We start from the raw sequence: 1,646 nt of genomic DNA on the forward strand, positions 1-1,646 counted from the left end.
CAGGGAGCGTGCTGCCGTTGCCCGCCGGCTTCGGTGTGGGTGAAGCCGGCGGGCAACGGCAGCACGCTCCCTGCATGGACCTTGACATATTCGGCATAGCCGCCGCCGGGCGTCAGCGCACAGACGCGGTCGCCAATGCGCCAGCGTGATATGTCGTCGCCAAGGGCCGCCACTTCACCCGATGCTTCGAGGCCCGGCAGGTCGGATGCGCCGGGCGGTGGCGGATAGGCGCCTTTGCGCTGCTGGACGTCGGGCCGGTTGACGCCGGCGGCATGCACCTTGATCAGGATCTCGCCGGGGCCGGGCTGCGGCACGTCGCGTGTTTCCGGCTTCAGCACCCGAGGGCCACCTGGCTCCGAGATCGCGATGGCCGTCATTCTTGCCGGAATTTTCTGTCCGCTCGCCATGAGATTTCCCGTCTTTCCTCGCCGTTATCCGACCGGCTGTTTGCATCGACGCCCCTGCCCTATGTATGCTGATTGCCAAATCAGGCAAATGGCCAATCTGGTCTTGGCGGAGGAGGAGCGACAATGGCGATCTTCGACGACGAACCCAAGAAGAAGGCGCGCCCGCACGAGATCGGGCAGGACCTGTCATTGCTTTCCGTCAGCGACTTGACTGAGCGGATCGGCATCCTGCGCGACGAAATCGCCCGCCTGGAAGCCGAACTCAAGGCCAAGGACACCACCAAATCCGCGGCCGAAGCACTGTTCCGCCGCGGATAGGCGCTCGGGCGTAAAGCCCGCCGCCGAAAAGCCCGAATGCGACTGTCTTCAGACGCAGCGTCCCCGCCAAACCTGAGCCGGATCAACCAATGTTCGCAACCTACCGACCGATCCTCTCGCTGCTTCGCGGCACCGCTTTCCTGCTCGCGGCATCTGGTTTGCATGGGCTGCTTCTGCCCCTGCGCGGTCAGTTGGAAGGCTTCTCGACCGCATCGCTCGGCCTGATGGGCACGGCCTGGGCCGGCGGCTTCGTCACCGGCTGCTTCTTCGCACCGCGCATCGTGCGCCGCGCCGGCCACGTGCGCGCCTTTGGCGCCTTTGCCGCATCCGGCGCCATCGTGGCGCTGCTCACCGGGCTGATCATCGACGAGTATGTCTGGATCCTGCTGCGCGCCTTCACCGGCTTCACCATGGCCGGCGCCTTCATGGTCATCGAAAGCTGGTTGAACGAGAAGGCCACCAACGAGAACCGTGGCACCGTCTTCGGCCTCTACATGATGGTGACTTATGCCTCGATCATGGGTGGGCAGATGATCGTCGCCGGCGGCGACGTGAAGTCCGCGTCGCTGTTCATGATCACCGGCATCCTGTTTTGCCTGTCGCTCATTCCGACGGCGGTCTCGACCGCCTCCCACCCCAAGCCGCTGCAGGATGTCTCACTTGATGTCAGGGGCCTTTATGCCAATTCGCCGGTGTCGGCGGTCGCTTGCGTGCTGATCGGCATCGCCAACGGCGCCTGGGGCACGCTTGGCGCGGTCTATGGTGCACGCATCGGCATTTCCACGGCCGAGATCGCCCTGATGATGAGTCTTGTGGTCGTTGCCGGTGCCGCCATGCAGCTTCCGGCCGGGCGCCTGTCCGACAAGACCGACCGGCGCTTCGTGCTGGCGGGGGCGGCTTTCGGCGGGGCCTTCTTCGCGC

At 65.2% G+C, this 1,646-nt stretch carries 3 protein-coding genes; 2 read left to right on the forward strand and 1 reads right to left on the reverse strand.

The genetic code is table 11. The features are described 5' to 3' along the window. A partial coding sequence (locus EN932_RS35660) for an alcohol dehydrogenase catalytic domain-containing protein (RefSeq protein ID WP_164890835.1) occupies window positions 1-407 on the reverse strand: 407 nt, incomplete at its 3' end. A gap of 123 nt (window positions 408-530) precedes the next feature. On the opposite strand from EN932_RS35660, the gene EN932_RS35665 reads away from it, so the two are divergent. Beyond that, window positions 531-725 (forward strand): DUF1192 domain-containing protein, encoded by a 195-nt coding sequence (locus EN932_RS35665; protein ID WP_023810953.1) that lies wholly within the window; start codon window positions 531-533, stop codon window positions 723-725. 89 nt (window positions 726-814) lie between these two features. Beyond that, the coding region (locus EN932_RS35670) for an MFS transporter (protein ID WP_128369498.1) at window positions 815-1,646 on the forward strand (832 nt) is incomplete at its 3' end.

Origin of the sequence: Mesorhizobium sp. M7A.F.Ca.US.002.01.1.1, from assembly GCF_004022955.1 — a bacterium.
GTDB lineage: Bacteria > Pseudomonadota > Alphaproteobacteria > Rhizobiales > Rhizobiaceae > Mesorhizobium > Mesorhizobium ciceri.